The organism is Aeromonas sp. BIGb0405, assembly GCF_024807335.1.
In the GTDB taxonomy this organism is placed as follows: domain Bacteria; phylum Pseudomonadota; class Gammaproteobacteria; order Enterobacterales; family Aeromonadaceae; genus Aeromonas; species Aeromonas rivuli.
Genome location: NZ_JANUEP010000001.1, coordinates 993,311 through 1,006,601 on the forward strand (window position 1 = coordinate 993,311; position 13,291 = coordinate 1,006,601).

At 64.2% G+C, this 13,291-nt stretch carries 16 protein-coding genes; 3 read left to right on the forward strand and 13 right to left on the reverse strand.

The window, feature by feature from the left end:
• Positions 1-12: 12 nt before the first annotated feature.
• The 12 genes from M2366_RS04650 to M2366_RS04705 all read right to left on the reverse strand — a co-directional run bounded on the left by M2366_RS04650 (position 13) and on the right by M2366_RS04705 (position 11,322).
• On the reverse strand, positions 13-2,355 hold the full coding sequence (locus M2366_RS04650; protein WP_259269074.1) for an MMPL family transporter: 2,343 nt from the start codon (positions 2,353-2,355) through the stop codon (positions 13-15).
• On the reverse strand, positions 2,345-2,956 hold the full coding sequence (locus M2366_RS04655) for an outer membrane lipoprotein carrier protein LolA (protein WP_259269075.1): 612 nt from the start codon (positions 2,954-2,956) through the stop codon (positions 2,345-2,347). The genes M2366_RS04650 and M2366_RS04655 overlap by 11 nt, the downstream gene beginning before the upstream one ends.
• Positions 2,953-3,378, reverse strand: coding sequence for a thioesterase family protein (locus M2366_RS04660; RefSeq protein WP_259236569.1), 426 nt, complete (start codon positions 3,376-3,378; stop codon positions 2,953-2,955). Before M2366_RS04660 ends, M2366_RS04655 begins: the two co-directional genes overlap by 4 nt.
• A 98-nt stretch (positions 3,379-3,476) precedes the next feature.
• The gene (gene hutH / locus M2366_RS04665; protein ID WP_259269111.1) at positions 3,477-5,048 is read right to left on the reverse strand and encodes a histidine ammonia-lyase; all 1,572 of its coding nucleotides are present in this window, start codon (positions 5,046-5,048) and stop codon (positions 3,477-3,479) included.
• Positions 5,038-6,723, reverse strand: a complete 1,686-nt coding sequence (locus tag M2366_RS04670) for a glycosyltransferase (protein WP_042040242.1) — start codon at positions 6,721-6,723, stop codon at positions 5,038-5,040. The genes hutH and M2366_RS04670 overlap by 11 nt, the downstream gene beginning before the upstream one ends.
• Positions 6,720-8,528: an AMP-binding protein gene (locus M2366_RS04675; RefSeq protein ID WP_259269076.1), complete on the reverse strand. Its 1,809-nt coding sequence runs from the start codon at positions 8,526-8,528 to the stop codon at positions 6,720-6,722. Before M2366_RS04675 ends, M2366_RS04670 begins: the two co-directional genes overlap by 4 nt.
• A complete protein-coding gene (locus M2366_RS04680) occupies positions 8,528-9,115 on the reverse strand; it encodes a hypothetical protein (protein WP_259269077.1) in 588 nt (195 codons plus the stop codon). Before M2366_RS04680 ends, M2366_RS04675 begins: the two co-directional genes overlap by 1 nt.
• Positions 9,108-9,356: an acyl carrier protein gene (locus M2366_RS04685; protein ID WP_042040144.1), complete on the reverse strand. Its 249-nt coding sequence runs from the start codon at positions 9,354-9,356 to the stop codon at positions 9,108-9,110. The genes M2366_RS04680 and M2366_RS04685 overlap by 8 nt, the downstream gene beginning before the upstream one ends.
• Before the next feature lie 26 nt (positions 9,357-9,382).
• Positions 9,383-9,637, reverse strand: coding sequence for a phosphopantetheine-binding protein (locus tag M2366_RS04690; RefSeq protein WP_042040142.1), 255 nt, complete (start codon positions 9,635-9,637; stop codon positions 9,383-9,385).
• A gap of 17 nt (positions 9,638-9,654) precedes the next feature.
• Entirely contained in the window at positions 9,655-10,413 is a 759-nt protein-coding gene (locus M2366_RS04695; protein WP_042040141.1) for a lysophospholipid acyltransferase family protein, read from the reverse strand.
• Entirely contained in the window at positions 10,398-11,111 is a 714-nt protein-coding gene (locus tag M2366_RS04700) for a beta-ketoacyl synthase chain length factor (RefSeq protein ID WP_259269078.1), read from the reverse strand. Before M2366_RS04700 ends, M2366_RS04695 begins: the two co-directional genes overlap by 16 nt.
• Positions 11,089-11,322, reverse strand: coding sequence for a hypothetical protein (locus M2366_RS04705; protein ID WP_259269079.1), 234 nt, complete (start codon positions 11,320-11,322; stop codon positions 11,089-11,091). Before M2366_RS04705 ends, M2366_RS04700 begins: the two co-directional genes overlap by 23 nt.
• Positions 11,323-11,373: 51 nt before the next feature.
• Here M2366_RS04705 and M2366_RS04710 point away from each other — a divergent pair, with 51 nt between their 5' ends.
• From M2366_RS04710 to M2366_RS04720, 3 genes are all read left to right on the forward strand, one after another.
• On the forward strand, positions 11,374-11,769 hold the full coding sequence (locus M2366_RS04710; RefSeq protein WP_259269080.1) for a hypothetical protein: 396 nt from the start codon (positions 11,374-11,376) through the stop codon (positions 11,767-11,769).
• 19 nt (positions 11,770-11,788) lie between these two features.
• Positions 11,789-12,871 (forward strand): methyltransferase, encoded by a 1,083-nt coding sequence (locus tag M2366_RS04715; protein WP_259269081.1) that lies wholly within the window; start codon positions 11,789-11,791, stop codon positions 12,869-12,871.
• Between the two features lie 62 nt (positions 12,872-12,933).
• Positions 12,934-13,119 (forward strand): hypothetical protein, encoded by a 186-nt coding sequence (locus M2366_RS04720; protein ID WP_396021392.1) that lies wholly within the window; start codon positions 12,934-12,936, stop codon positions 13,117-13,119.
• 69 nt (positions 13,120-13,188) lie between these two features.
• Here M2366_RS04720 and M2366_RS04725 read toward each other — a convergent pair whose 3' ends face one another.
• Positions 13,189-13,284 carry a pseudouridine-5'-phosphate glycosidase gene (locus M2366_RS04725; RefSeq protein ID WP_310508850.1) on the reverse strand — a complete coding sequence of 32 codons (96 nt, stop codon included), beginning with the start codon at positions 13,282-13,284 and terminating at the stop codon, positions 13,189-13,191.
• Between the last annotated feature and the right edge of the window lie 7 nt (positions 13,285-13,291).

Sequence of the window (13,291 nt, forward strand, 5' to 3'; positions counted from 1 at the left end):
TGGATCATGGGATCATCTCCGGTCCAGCACCAGCGGCGACAGGAGGAAAGCGGTAAAGATACCGCCGCTCAGCACCAGACCAAAACCCGCAATGGCCGGAGTGTGACTCAGGGCCAATAGCCCGAATGCCAGCTGGGTGGTCAGGTTGGCCAGCAAGATGGCAAGCAGGGTCGAGCGCTGCCGGTGGGGATCGACGCCACTGTGGGCAAAAAAGAGCCCGTAGTCGATGCCGATGCCAAAGATGAGACTCAGGGCCAGGACACCAAACAGGGTGAGCGGCTGACCACAGGCGGCAAGCAGGGCCAGGCCCGCCCCCAGGGCCAGGACGTTGACCAGCAGGACTCGCCCCCCCTTGCGCCAGCCCAGCCGCCAGCCGAGCAACAGGGCGACCAGTCCCATGGCCACTCCCAGCAGCTCGGCCAGCTTGATGCGATAGTGGGCGAACAGCTGGCTCCATTGCGCCCGCTGATCCTGCCAATAGACGCCGGGCTGGTTTGCCGCCAGGTTCGCCATGGCCGTCGGCGCGCTCACCCCTAAGATCGGCAGCCAGATGGCGACCCGGCCATCGGCCATGCCGTGCCAGAGCAGGCGGCTCCCCTCGCTGACCGGGCTGGCCAGCCACAGCGCGGGCGTCAGTGGTTGCCAGGGTCTGGCGACACCCTTGACCGGCACCCCGGCCTGGTTGAGCCCTGCCACTACCTCGGGCAGGAGCTTGCCAAGGGCGTCGTGATCCGCCCTTTGCTGCGCGAGGGATGGCAGCCACTGCGCCAGCGAGACGAATCCGGTCAGTTGCCCCTGGGCCTTGGCCAGGGCAAGCGTCCGGGTCAGGGCCTCCAGCCGTTGCAAGGCCGCCTCCCCATCGTTCCCCGTCACCAGAAAACCCGCCATGCCCCCCTGCTGGCCAATGAGGCGCTGGATCTGCTGCTCCTGGGCTTGCAGCTCAGCGGGCAGCGGTTGCAGACGGCCGATATCATCATCGATCTGCAACCGGCTCAGACCCGCGACCACCAGCAACAGGCACGTCAGCGGCAGGCCCCAGCGCAAGCCGCGTCGCTCGCGCCACAGATTGAGCCAGCCGCTTAGCCACACCAACCCCCTGGGCTCTCCTTGTGGCAGGGGGCCCAGCCAGAGCGGGAAGAGGCAGATCACTGTGATGAAGGCGGCAAAGAGTCCGGCCAGGGCGCACAGCGCGAGCTGTTGCAAACCGGGGAAGGGCGCCAACCAGAGCAGGCCATAGCCGATCAGGGTGGTGAGCAGCGCCAGCCAGAGGCTGGGCAGCAGCCGGATCCTCGTCTGATGGGGGCTCTCCTCACCCCCATGCAGACGCCGCTCGCTCAGAAAATGCAGGCCATAGTCGATGGCGATGCCGATGAGACTGGTGCTGATCACCAGGGTAAAGAGGTGCACTTCGCCAAACCAGAGCAGCACGGCCAAGAGCCCCCAGCCCAGACCGATGAGGATGGGCAGCAGGGCAAGCCAGAGCGCACGGGCCGAGCGGAACACCACCCAGATGAGCAGCACCACCCCAATCAGCGAGCCCAGCCCTATGGTGGAGATATCCGCCTGAGCCAGGTTGCTGGCATGCTGGCTATAAAACAGCGTGCCACGACGCAGCAGCTCGACCCCCGGATAGTCCGCCTTGAGGGTCTGCTCGGCCTCGTCGAGTCGGCCGAGCAGGGCGCCGTTGCGGGAGAGATCGAAGGCGGAGCGATCCAGCTCGGCCCGCAGCATATACCAGCGCCGTCCCGTCTCATCCTGGCTCACCAGCCAGTCATGGTCGAGGCGCAGCGGCGTGGCTGCCTGGCCCTGTACCCCGGCCCGGGTCAGCAGCAGGGGATCGGATTGCCACTCGGCGCGGGAGACGCCGCCAAAGGGGCTGTAGATCTGGCCGAGTACCCACTGGCTCCACGCCTCGGGGCCAGCCGCCAACCTGACACGGCTGCGCTCATCGAGCCGCTGCCAGGCGTAGTCATGCAGATACCCTTGCCAGGCTCCCGTCAGCTCAGGCTGAGCACCGCGAACGCTACTGAGCTCAGGCAGCCGTGCGAGAGACCTGGCCCAGGCCTCTGCCGCGGCGCGACCATCCTGGCCCGCCGGCAGGCTCAGCATCCAGACCAGCTGACCATCGAGCTGGCGCAGCAACCCCTGCTGCAGAGCCGGATCCAGGGCGGAACGCTCACTTTGGGGCAGCAGATCCATCAGGCTGGTGTTGATGCGACTGTGGGGCAGCAGATAGCCGAGCAGCGCCAACGCCAGCAGGCAGAGCAGCAACCAGCCCAGGGCAAGCTTGCGCCAGCTGGCCTCGCCGATGCCAAGGGTCGGTTGCGATGGGACTATGGGCGCTTTATCGGGCAAAATAGGCCTCTTGCTCGGGGGGAAGTGGCAGCGTCACTGCCTGCCAGCGGGAGAAGTGGATGCGGGTCTCATCCCCTTGTCTGTCTGTGATCGACAGCTTATCCAACTGCTCGCGACCACTCAGGGTGAGCTTGGCAAATACCTTGTCAAGGGGCGACGCCAGCGGCGTCAGGGTCAGGGCCCACCCCTGCTCGCCGGACTGAAAATCGAGGTCAAAATAGCGGGCCAGCGCCTGCTCGTCCGAACCAAACAGCGCCAGCAGCATCTTGCTGAATTCGAGCAACTGGGGGTTATCTATCACCTCGGCCCGCCCCTGACCCACCCGCTGGCTCATGCGCTGGTCGGTGAGGCTGAGGGCGAGATCAAAGGGCGCCTGCTGATGCCACCAGAGCCCCTTGCCCCGTACCAGCAGCAGCTCGCCGCTGGCCCGCAGGGGCTGGCTTAAGCCTGCCACCTGTTTCTCCTGCTCAAACCGGGCGCGCTGAGCGGGTTGTTCGCTCAGCAACTGACGCACCTCGGCCTGGGTCATGGCCGCGGCCTGGAGAGGTAACGGGCTCAGCACCGTCGTCAGCAGCAGCGCCAGGCTTAACCAGCGCCTCATTCGCTCACTCCCAGTTTGTCGAGCAGCACCCGGGGCGAGGCCAGGCACATCTCGCCACTCTCCTTGTCCACCGCCACCTGAATGCTGTAGCCCTTGCTGGTACGCACGCCACTGGCGGCGTCGAACAGCTCGTACTCGATTTTGAGCCGGTTCTGATACTCGCAGAGTCGGGCCTCGACTCGCACCTTCTGACCAAAGCGCAGGGGCGCCATGTACTTGAGTCGCAAGTCGATGACGGGCCAGACATAGCCGGAGGCCTCCATCTGGGGATAGTTGTAATCGATGCGCTCGAGCAGGGCGCAGCGGGCCAGCTCGATATAACGCACATAATGGCCATGCCAGGCCACCGCCATCATGTCCACGTCGTGAAACGGGATCTCTATCTCGATGCTGTGGCTAATCATCCAGGACTCATGCTGCATGCAGACTCTCCATCGGGCCGTGCCAGACATCCGCTGCCATCATGTCCACGTCGTGAAACGGGATCTCTATCTCGATACTGTGGCTAATCATCCAGGCTTCACTCCCCATGGGAGATCTCCTCATAGAGCGGGTAGTGACGGGCCTGCAGACGGGCGATCAGTGCCCTGAGTTCCTGCTCCAGGGGCCTGTCTTCCACCAGGGCCGGGTGGTGTTCGCGTACCCCTAGCACCATCTTCTGCAGCTCAGCGCCAAGCTCGCTGAGGGTGCGGCCCTGGGCCAGCAACCGCAGCTCGACCCCCTGCACCGCCGCCAGCAGGCAGGCGGCGCCAACCTGCTCACTCAGGGTCAGCACCCGCAGGGCATCCCGCGCCGCTATGGTGCCCATGCTCACCTTGTCCTGGTTGTGGCACTCGGTGGAGCGGGAGAAGACGCTGGCGGGCATGGTCAGCTTGAGGGCCTCGGCGGTCCAGGCGGAGACGCCGATCTGCACCGCCTTGAAACCGTGATTGATCATGCGTCGCTCGCCGCTGGCACCCGACAGGTTGCTCGGCAGGCCACCGTTGAACTTGCTGTCCACCAGCTGGGCCAGCTGACGATCGAGCAGATCGGCCAGATTGGCCACCGCCGTCTTCATGCTGTCCATGGCCATGGCGATGTGGCCGCCATAGAAGTGGCCGCCGTGCATCACATGCTCAAAGTCGCCATCGATCAGCGGATTGTCATTGGCGCTGTTGAGCTCGTTCTCGATGAGCTGACGCCACCAGGGCAGGCTGTCGGCCACCACGCCGATGACATGGGGGGCGCAGCGCAGGGAGTAGCGATCTTGCAGCCGGTCGCTGTGGCGCGGCAGCTCGCCACTCTGCAAGTCGGCCCGCAGCCAGGCGGCGATGCCCTGCATGCCGGGGTGAGGCTTGGCCGCGAACAGCCGCTCATCGAAGTGGAAGGCGTTGCCGGCCATGGCGACGCTGACCAGGGCGGTGATGCGGGTGGCAAGCTTCATCAGGTATTCGGTGCGGGCATAGGCCAGACAGGCCAGCGCCGTCATCACCGAGGTGCCGTTCATCAGCGCCAGCCCCTCCTTGGGCCTCAGGATCAGGGGCGTGACCCCGAGCGAACCATAGACATCGGCGGTATCGGCCAACTCTCCGTTCCGATAGAGCTCGCGCTCCCCCACCAGCACGGCGGCCACGTAGGAGAGCGGGGTGAGATCGCCGCTGGCACCGACCGATCCCTCTTCGGGAATACGGGGGATTAAGTCCTGCTCCAGCAACCAGCAGAGCCGCTCCAGCAACGCAGGGCTGACCCCGGAGACCCCCTGGGTCAGGGAGCAGAGCCGGGTCGCCAACACGGCGCGGCCAGCCTCCAGGCTCAGATCCGCCCCCAGGCCGCAGCCATGGAAACGGGTCAGGTGCAGGGGCAGCTCGGCCACCAGGGCGGGCGGCACGGCCCGGGTCACGGAGTCGCCATAGCCGGTGGTCACCCCGTAGATGACTCCCTCATCCTCGAGCAGCCGATCGAGAAAATCGGCGCCGCGCTGGATACGGGCCATAAAGGCGGGATCCGGATTGAGTACGGGTCTGGCCCGCCCCTCGGCCAGGGCCACTACCTGCTCTATGGTGAGCCTGTCTGCGCCGAAGGTGACCTGGGGAGAAGGAGTATCACTGTTCATCATGAGTTAGCTGCCAAAAATCGAAGAAGTTGAACCAGTCGAGAGGGGCTCGCAGGCAGTGGTGTTGCAACCTGTCCGCATAGGCCTGCACCCAGTGCTGCAGCGCCGCCTCCCGATTGCTACGCGGCAGCAACAGCCGCTCTGCGAAGGGCTCGAAATGGACCCGGAACCGGCCCTGTTCCTTGAGGCCGAACATCAGATAGACGGGGCAGGCCAGCACGCTGGCCAGGGCGAAGGGGCCAAGGGGAAAAGGGGCCGGGGCGCCGAGAAAATCGGCCCAGACCACCCGCTTCTCCCTGGTGACCGAGGTGCGATCCCCGACGATCACCACCCACTCCCCCGCCTCTATCTTCTCCTTGAGCAAGATGGCGGTGTCGGCCCCCATCTCCTGCACCTGGATGAGATTGAGCCCGGATCCTGGATTGATCTGCTTGAGCAGGGCATTGAAACGGGCCGCATGGCGGGTGAACACCAGGGCGTTGATGCGCACTTGGCCCGCCTGGGTGCCAAGGGCCCGGCACAGCTCGAGATCCCCGAGATGGGAGCCGAGCAGCAACAGGCCACGCCCCGAAGCAAGAGCAGCCTCCTGGTGTTCGCGCCCCACCAGCTCGACCTGCTCCGGGGCTATGTCGCCGCGCCAGCCCGCCAGCTTGTCCAGGGCCGCCTCGCCAAAGCGCAGCAAGTGACGAAAGCTGGATCTCGGCTCGGCAGGCAGTGGAATGTCGTTGGCCGCAGCAAACGCCTCTAGCCGGGCCAGATACTGCTCCGAAGCCGCCCGCTGACGGCGGCCGGTCAACCAGAAGTAGCCGATGACCGGATAGAGCAGCGCCTTGAAGCCCCTGCGTCCCAGCAGCCGATAACTGGCCAGCATGATCCGCAAGCCAAGCAGACTGCCTCGTTCCGGGGTGCGCGACCAGTGTGCCCTGCCCCGGTGCCAGAGGCGAGCGGGCCAGCGCAGCAGCTGGCGGGTCAGATCCCAGAGCAGGCGGCACACCAGCCGGGTGTGCATCCAGGAGATATCCAGATTGTCTTGCCAGAGCCGAAAATGGGAGCTGCCATCGGCGGGATAGATGACCCGGGTCGCCACGAAGCGACTCTTCACCCCGCGCCAGTGGAGGCGCACCATGATCTCGGTGTCAAAATCCATCCGCGCGCCGAGGCGCACCTCGTCAAACAGGGCGCAGCTCGCCGCCAAGGGGTAGACCCGAAAGCCGCACATGCTGTCTTCGATGGTGAAGGAGAGCGTCTCTATCCAGACCCAGACATGGGTGACATAGCGGCCATAGAGCCGCCCCTTGGGCACAGAGTCGTCATAGAGGGGGCGGCCCGAGATCAGCGCCTCGGGATGGGCCTCGGCCTCGTGCAATAGCCGCGGCACGTCAGCGAGATCATGCTGACCGTCCGCGTCTATCTGCACTCCATGGCTAAAACCGCGCTCGAAGGCGGCCTTGAGCCCGGTCATCACCGCGGCCCCCTTGCCCAGATTATGGGGATGACGCAGCAGGCTCACCCAGGCCTGATGCTCCCTCGCCAAGCCATCGAGACGGGCGGCGGCGCCTGGCTCGCTACCATCGTCGATGAGCAGACAGGGCAGCCCCAGGGGGGCCAGCCTGGTCAGCACCCCGGCCAGGGGAGCCGAGTGGTTGTAGCAGGGGATAATGATGCAAGGGGTCAGGGACATAACCGCACTCTTCCACTACTGGCGAGCTCATCGGCGAGTCGATAGCTGAATAACAACTGGCCCTTGTCGGCCTGCCAAGTCAGGTGCAGGCTGCACTGCTGACCCGGGCGCAGGGGGCGCTGGAACTTGAGCTGGCTCATGCCGCCAAAGGAGCCAGAGAGGCCAAGCAACTGCCGACCATAGTGGATGGCCCAGTGCACCTGCGTAACACCAGGCAGCAGCGGCGCCCCCGGAAAATGGCCGCTGAACCAGGGGAGCGCGGGGTCAAGATGAAGCCGCAGCACCAGCGCATCCAGGGTCTGAGTCTGCTCGAGCAGCGTCGGTAGGGTAGCTGCTTGCATGGCGGCAGCCCCTGAGTCGTTGTTGTTCATCTCTTTTCTCATCGGCTGACCGGCTCCGCCACCCGCCATCTTGTCCGCAGGCAGCTCATCAAATAGCGCTTTCAACTCGGACCAGGGGCGCTTGCCCTGACTGCTCAGGGGCAGGGTCGCCAAGAGTCGTACCCGGCGCGGCAGCGCCACCGGTTCGAGCCAGGGTCTGAGCCGCTCGCGCAGGGCGATGAGGAAGCGCCCATGCCCCAGTGTCTGCCACTGGCGCTGCCCCTCAGGGGTCAACACCAGCACGGCGCCGAGCGCTTGCCGGGTCGCCACCGTCAGGGGCAGCACGGCGGCGGCCTCCACCCAGGGCAGGGCCTGCAAGCGGGTCTCGACCTCATCGAGGGAGATCCGCTTCTCTTCGATCTTGATGAGCCGATCCCCGCGCCCAAGCAGATGAAAGCCAGCCTCTTCCCATCGAATGCGATCGGCGCAGAGCAGCGGCTCGCCATCGGGCAGAAAGGGGGAGTGCAGCAACAAGCGATCCTCGGCCGCCACCAGGACCCGGATCCCCGGCATGGGCTGCCAGGGGGTATGGGGCGCCTGACTCTGGCGCCAGGCGATGCCACCGGTCTCGCTGCTGCCAAATACTTCGATGGGCAACTGACCAAACAGCTGGGCGCTGCGGAGTGCATCCGCCAGGGCCAGGGGACCGCCGGAGGAGACAATCAGACGGCACTCCCCCTCCCCGAGCTCAGGATCGAGTCGACTGAGAAAGGCGGGAGAGGCGATCAGGGCCCAGGGGGTGCGCTGCCCCTTGAGCTGCTCCGGATAGAGGGTCAGGGTGCGGGCGAAGGGGACACCCAGTACCAGGGGCAGCAGGATGCGAAACAGCAGGCCATAGATATGCTGATGGCTGACGCTCGCCAGCAGACGTGTGCCATCGAGCCTCTCCCCCCAGAGCGCAATCAAGACTCGCAACTCGGCCTCTAGCTGGTGCCAGGCCTTGGGGATCGCCTTGGGCACGCCGGTCGAGCCCGAGGTGAACAGGGTCAGTTGCAAGCCGGTGGGGGCGGCCCAGCGCGGCGCCGGGCTCTCATGCTGCGAAGCCGTCAGGGGCAGACGCAACCAGAGATGCTCGCCCCCCTCCCCCAGCTGCTGGCTATCGGTCAGTATGCCGTCGAAACCCGCACCGAGTTCGGTCAGGGCGGCCGGGCGCTGATGTCCGGGCAACACGACCTCACGACCCGACAGGGCGCAGGCCAGCAGGGCCTGGGCAAACAGCAGGCTGTCATCGAAGCAGAGTGCCCAGCGCGTTGCCGGTGAGGCCGCCAGCACGCTGGCCAACGCCTCGGCGCCGCCTCTTAGCTCCCCGAACAGGCTCTCGCCCTGTGGGCCGAACGCCACCACCTCCTCGTCTGCCCGCTCCCAGATGGCGGCGAGCAGACGTTGACAGGGCTCGAAAGAGTCAGCTGCATGACTCATCAGGCAAAACTCCGTTTGACCCGCAGGCGCACCAGATATTCCCCGCCCATTAACAGCCCCATCAGCAGGTAGCTGATGAGACCGTTGTAGAGGCTCCACAGCGCCAGGTCTCCGTGCCAGATGGTGGCGGCGGCAAGCAAGCCATTGACCACGAAGAAGCCGCACCAGACCTGGGTCACGGTGCGGGTATAGCGCACTCCCGCCGGCGGCAAGTCGGGATCGGTCAGGCGGGCGAGGCGCTCCACCAGCGTCATCGGCTGGCGCAGACTCCAGCCAAACAGGCAGAGCAGCGCCAGAGAGACGACGAGGGGGTAATAGAGCAGCCAGTGCTGGGCCGAAAAAATGGCACTCAAGCCCGTCAGCAGCAGGCCGACACCGGCGAGCAGGCGGCCGAGCAGCAACCACTCGCGCACCGGGGAAACACCGGGCAGCAGCCGCAAGGCAAAGGTGACCAGCAAGATGGCGAGCAGGGCGGAGCCGCCCCAATGGGTCAGCCCCCAATAGACGGCCAGGGGATAGGCCAGCAGCAAGCCCCCTGCCAGCAGGGAGAGCAGTCGCAGCACGGGTCTGACCTTGGGATCAGGCATCGGCCAGCAGGCGCTCGACCGCGTCGACCACATCGGCCACGCTGCGCACCGTCTTGAACTCTTCGGGCTTGATCTTCTTGCCGGTCAGTTTTTGCAGATGCACCACCAGATCGATGGCATCTATGCTGTCGAGTTCCAGGTCCTGATAGAGCTGGGCGTCCAGGGTGATCTCCCCTTCATCCACCTCGAACAGCTTCACCAGGGTGGCCTTGATCTCGGTAAAAATCTCGTCTCTGTTCATCTGCGTTTCTCCGAAAAGGGACGGGCTCAGGCTTGGGAGTGAACCAGGGCAACCAGGGCTGCGACACTGGCAAAGTGACGACGGGTATTCTCGTCATCGGCGGAGAGCACTATGCCGTAGCGACCCTTGATGGCGAGCCCGAGCTCGAGCGCATCGATGGAGTCCAGGCCCAGACCATCCCCAAACAGGGGAGCCTGGCTGTCGATGTCGTCCGGGGTCAATCCTTCCAGATTGAGGCTGTCGATAATGAGTTGCTTTATTTCTTGTTGCAGGTCTTGCATTGCTGTTCCATACGCTGTCATTGGGCCCCGGGTTGCAGGACCCTGGTGAGAAATCGGGTTAGCTGGCGGGCGGCCAGGGCGCTGCCCTGTTCGTTGTCGACCACCTCTGCGGCAGTGATCTGCGGCAGGAATTCCAGGGTGAAGCTTGGCTTGTGCTTCGGTGTCCTGAACCACTTGTCCTGCTTGGTGAGGAAGCGCTCACTGCAGTGAATGCGCACCGGCTGCAGCGGCACCTGACTGCGCAGTGCGAGCTGGGCCGCCCCCCGTTGCAGGTGCAGTGGCTGGCCTGGGGTGGTGCGAGTCCCTTCCGGAAACACCAGCAGCAGGCCGCCGCTGCGTACCCGCGCCATACAGAGTGGCAATAACCGCTCGGCCTCCACATTGGGAATGTAATCGGCGGCACGCACCACCCCCCCCAGAAACGGATTATGCCACAAGGCTTGCTTGACGATGCAGTCACATACCGGCAGCTCGGCGGCCAGCATCACATAGTCGAGCAGGCTGGGGTGATTGGCGACCACCAAGGCCCCGCGCAGATCCTGGGGCATGCCGCTCACCCGGTAATCCAGTACCCCCAGCCCCTTGAGCAGCGACATAAACAGTCGAAAACTCTGCTTGATGCTGGCCTGGGCCAGGGTGCGACGCCGTTCCCCGCGCAGGCAGAGCGCCAGCAGCGGGAACCAGCAGAGACTGAGCAGCAGCCCCCCCAAACCAAAGAGGGTGAAGCCAAGGGCGGTGCCAAACAGCCGCCAGAGCCGGTTCAACCGCGCCGCCATGCCCACTCCTGACGTCCATCCCCCAGCAGGCATGTCGTTTGCTGCAACAAGTGCGCGCGCCAGAATGCCAGGGGCTGGGCCAGCGCGGGAGCATGGCCATGAATCCTCGCCCCCTCGCAGTGCCAGCGCTCGCCTTGCTCCTCATCCCCGAGTACCAGCGCGATCCCATAGGGGGGAGTGGCCGGGATCCAGGGGTGATGAAAGGCGGGGATCTCCCCCTCGAAGAGCACCAGCAGCACCCGCCGGTAACCGGCCTGCAGGTTGGCGACCGCCTCGGTCAGTCCCGCCATCAGTCCCCCTTCCCCTGCCGCCAGCGAGCTCATGGGCAGCGCCGCCTTGCCCTGAATGGAGCAGAGTCCGGCCGCGGTGTTGTGCACCGACATGGAGAAATCCGTGGGCGAGAGGGGGTTCGCCGCAGCCAATCCTTGCAACAGCGTGAGAGAGCGGGCCAGCTCACCGTGGCGGCTGACAAAGATGGCGTTGTCTATCTCGTGGCGACCGAGCATCTCCAGGCCGAGCTGCACCGCGAGCCGGGCCCCGGCGCTGAGGCGACGGGCCATCATCATGGGCAGCAGCGGAGTCGGTGGCAACAGGGCAGCATCGGGCCACAGGCCCTGTTCCGCCCACTGTTGCCATTGACTGACCTGGTTCAGCCCGGGGGAGAGCGCCTGCGCATCAAGGAGTGAAAATGAGAGCATGATGACGAGCTTCCGTCCTGGTGCGGCGCAATGGCTGATGAGTTGGGTTAATCAGATTGCCGGCTGTCATCCGGCGAGAAACATGGAGAAATAATGCTGGTTTCATGCCTGTCATTAATTCGGCGGCCATCATAGCATTATTTTCCGTAAATAATAGATGCGAACCATATAAGCCTTTGTCTTCAGTCATATTTATTGAAAATAACGCCATTATGTTGTCTCATTGCCCCGCTTCATAAGAAACCGACCTCGGGGAACAATAATGAACATGATGTCCAAATCCGCTTTGCTGCTCGGCTGCGCCCTGCTGGCCGCCTGCGCCACCAGTCAGCCGGTGCATAATTTGCCGGCCAATCAGGTGAACTTCACCCTGACCCAAGAACAGGTCGGCAACGCCATCCTCAATGGTGGTCTCAGCAAGGGCTGGGTGATGAAAAAAGAGCAGCCAGGGCTTATTCGCGGTCAATTGAATGTGCGCCAACATCAGGCGGTGATCAATATTCCCTATGGCGCTCATGACTACGCCATCAATTATGTCAGCAGCATCAATCTCGATGATGATGGCAAAGGTGCCATACACCGCAGTTATAACCGCTGGGTCATGGGATTGAACCAGGCCATCCAGATCGAGCTGTCCCGCACTAGCAATAATAAATAACCCCGGAGTGGCAAGTCCTGTGAAACATTACCAAAGCGAGGGACATGACGCCCTCGCCGCCATCAGCCAGGCGCAGCGCATCGCCTTCGCTCCCATGTTGTTCCAGGCGAGCTGGTGCCTGCGTGAAACCGGTGTGCTCGCCTACCTGGAGAGCCGTGGTAAAGAAGGCGCGACCACCGCCGAGATAGCCCGCCACTGCGCGATCAGTGAATACGGCGTCGGTGTGCTGCTCGACATGGGGTTGGGGGGCGGGATCTGCCATCTGGCCGGGGCGTGCTATGTGCTCGGCAAAGTGGGCAAATACCTGCAAAACGATCCCATGACCCGGGTCAATATGGACTTCACCCAGCATGTCTGCTATCAGCCCCTCGCCCACCTGCTCGATGCCATTCGGGAAGGCAAGCCCGAGGGGCTCAAGGTGTTCAACCGCGACTGGGCCACCATCTACCCTCATCTCGACGAGTTGCCGGAGCCAGCCCGAGCCAGCTGGTTTGCCTTCGATCACTTCTACTCCGACTGGGCCTTCCAGCAGGCTCAGGACCATGTGCTGGGCTATGAGCCGCGCACCCTGTATGACGTGGGCGGCAATACCGGCAAGTGGGCACTCTCTTGCGCGGCCCGGGATCCCGGACTCAAGGTCACAATACTGGACTTGCCCGAGCAGCTCGCCCTGGCCCAGCCCCGGATAGAGGCCGCCGGGCTGACAGCCAGAGTCAGCGGCCATGCCGTCAACATGCTCGAAGCCGAAGGCCCGTTGCCCGGTGAAGCGGACGTCTGGTGGATGAGCCAGTTCCTGGACTGCTTCAGCCACGAGCAGATAGTCGCCATCCTCAAGCGTATTCGCCAACACATGAAACCCGGGGCCCGGGTCTGCATCCTTGAGCTGTTCTGGGACAGGCAGAGCTTCGAGGCGGCCAGCTTCAGCCTCAATGCCACCTCCCTCTACTTCACCGCCATCGCCAACGGCAACAGTCGCTTCTACCACTCCAAGCAGATGTACCAGTGCCTGCGGGAAGCCGGTTTCCATGTGGAGGCCGAGCACGAGATCCCGGGCCCCGGTCACACCCTGCTGGTTGCCCGCCCGCTCCCTCAGGGGCAATAATGACCTCAACCCTTAACGAGGAGGTTGGCATGCGTCATTTATCCCTGCGTCACTCATCCCTGATGGCGCTGCTCACCGGCCTGGTGCTGGCCGGTTGTGCCGATATCAAGGAGGCGGGCCGCACCATAGGCCACACCACCAAGCATGTGACCCGGGAGATTGGCCACACCAGCCGGGATGTCACCCGTGAAATAGGTCACAGCACCCGGGATGCGGTCAAACAGGTCGGGGATGAGCTGAGCGACTGATTTCGTCTCAACGCGTACCCATAACAAGAGGGCCCCGGGGCCCTCTTGTTATTGCGCAGTGATCTCGACTCAGAGGCTGGCGGCAATGCGTGCCCCCAGGGCGGCGTTGTTCAGCACCAGCTGGATATTAACGGCCAGGGAGTCACCACCGGTCAGTTCGCTCACAGGGGGC

What these genes read in the sequence shown, in the direction of transcription:
- M2366_RS04655 (WP_259269075.1), bottom strand. Translation starts at nt 2,956, where the DNA reads ATGAGGCGCTGGTTAAGCCTGGCGCTGCTGCTGACGACGGTGCTGAGC.
- M2366_RS04660 (WP_259236569.1), bottom strand. Translation starts at nt 3,378, where the DNA reads ATGCAGCATGAGTCCTGGATGATTAGCCACAGCATCGAGATAGAGATC.
- hutH (WP_259269111.1), bottom strand. Translation starts at nt 5,048, where the DNA reads ATGAACAGTGATACTCCTTCTCCCCAGGTCACCTTCGGCGCAGACAGG.
- M2366_RS04675 (WP_259269076.1), bottom strand. Translation starts at nt 8,528, where the DNA reads ATGAGTCATGCAGCTGACTCTTTCGAGCCCTGTCAACGTCTGCTCGCC.
- M2366_RS04680 (WP_259269077.1), bottom strand. Translation starts at nt 9,115, where the DNA reads ATGCCTGATCCCAAGGTCAGACCCGTGCTGCGACTGCTCTCCCTGCTG.
- M2366_RS04685 (WP_042040144.1), bottom strand. Translation starts at nt 9,356, where the DNA reads ATGAACAGAGACGAGATTTTTACCGAGATCAAGGCCACCCTGGTGAAG.
- M2366_RS04690 (WP_042040142.1), bottom strand. Translation starts at nt 9,637, where the DNA reads ATGCAAGACCTGCAACAAGAAATAAAGCAACTCATTATCGACAGCCTC.
- M2366_RS04695 (WP_042040141.1), bottom strand. Translation starts at nt 10,413, where the DNA reads ATGGCGGCGCGGTTGAACCGGCTCTGGCGGCTGTTTGGCACCGCCCTT.
- M2366_RS04700 (WP_259269078.1), bottom strand. Translation starts at nt 11,111, where the DNA reads ATGCTCTCATTTTCACTCCTTGATGCGCAGGCGCTCTCCCCCGGGCTG.
- M2366_RS04705 (WP_259269079.1), bottom strand. Translation starts at nt 11,322, where the DNA reads ATGGCGTTATTTTCAATAAATATGACTGAAGACAAAGGCTTATATGGT.
- M2366_RS04710 (WP_259269080.1), top strand. Translation starts at nt 11,374, where the DNA reads ATGAACATGATGTCCAAATCCGCTTTGCTGCTCGGCTGCGCCCTGCTG.
- M2366_RS04720 (WP_396021392.1), top strand. Translation starts at nt 12,934, where the DNA reads ATGGCGCTGCTCACCGGCCTGGTGCTGGCCGGTTGTGCCGATATCAAG.